Origin of the sequence: Actinoplanes sp. NPDC051633 (assembly GCF_040681735.1) — a bacterium.
Taxonomy (GTDB): Bacteria; Actinomycetota; Actinomycetes; order Mycobacteriales; family Micromonosporaceae; genus Actinoplanes.
Genome location: NZ_JBFAZH010001753.1, coordinates 1 through 1,158 on the forward strand (window position 1 = coordinate 1; position 1,158 = coordinate 1,158).

General features: G+C 72.3%; 1 protein-coding gene and 1 pseudogene. Both read left to right on the forward strand.

What is annotated here, in order from left to right; all coding sequences use genetic code 11:
• A pseudogene (locus AB0M20_RS44905) lies at positions 1–805 on the forward strand (GTP-binding protein); the annotation flags it as partial.
• A gap of 87 nt (positions 806–892) precedes the next feature.
• Positions 893–1,158: ATP-binding cassette domain-containing protein (locus tag AB0M20_RS44910; RefSeq protein WP_364307729.1), on the forward strand; the 266-nt coding region annotated here is incomplete at its 3' end.

Consider the following 1,158-nt stretch of genomic DNA (forward strand, 5'->3'; position numbering starts at 1 on the left):
GGTCGAGCCGGCGACCACCGAGGTGTACGCGGCGCTGGCGCAGATCGCCGAGCAGGACCCGCTGCTCGACCTGCGGCCGGACGGCACGATCACGCTCTACGGCGAGGTGCAGAAGGAGGTCGTGCGCGACACCCTGCACGACGACTACGGGCTGGACGTGACGTTCCGCGACACCAGGACGCTGCACGTGGAGCGGCTGGTCGGCAGCGGGTCCGCGTACCGGACGCTCGGGGTTGATCCCAATCCGTATCTGGCGACGGTCGGGCTGCGGGTGGAGCCGTTGCCGCCCGGGTCGGGGATGACCTTCACGCTGGGGGTGGAGCTCGGGTCGATGCCGTTCTCGTTCTTCCGGGCGGTGCAGGAGACCCTGCCGGTGGCGCTGCGCGACGGCCCGCACGGCTGGGAGGTTATCGATGTGGCGGTGACGATGACCCGGTCGGGGTATCTGGCGCGGCAGAGTCACGCGCACGGCACCTTCGACAAGAGCATGTCCAGCACGGCCGGTGACTTCCGCAGCCTCACCCCGATCGTGCTGCGCGAGGCCCTCGACCGGGCCGGGACGCGGGTGTGTGAGCCGGTCCACGCGCTGCGGCTGGAGATCCCGGCGGACACGGTCGCGGCGGTGCTGCCGTTGCTGGGCCGGCTGCGCGGGGTGCCCCTGGCGACGACGACCCGCGGCGCGATGGCCGTGGTGGACGGGGAGGTGCCGGCCGCGTCTGTGCACGAGCTGCGGTTGCGGCTGCCGGGCCTGACCCGCGGTGAGGGTCTGGTGGAGAGCGTGTTCGACCGGTGGGAGCCGGTGTGACGAGGGTTTGCGGTCATGACGGATGTCATGGGCCGGGGGTGACGGCCGGACCACGGGTGCGGGCGGCGCCGCGCCGATGATCGATGCATGACGCTCACCGCAACTCCTGCCACGGCGACCGCCGGGCAGCTCGCCGTCGATCTCGACGGTGTCGTCAAACGCTTCGGGGCGGTCACCGCCGTCGACGGGATCGACCTGGCGATCCGGCCCGGCGAGGTCGTCGCCCTGCTCGGGCCCAACGGCGCGGGCAAAACCAGCACCGTCGACATGCTGCTCGGCCTGTCCAAGCCGACGCAGGGCGAGGTGCACGTGTACGGCCGGGCCCCGCAGGAAGCGGTCGCGCTCGGCCTGGT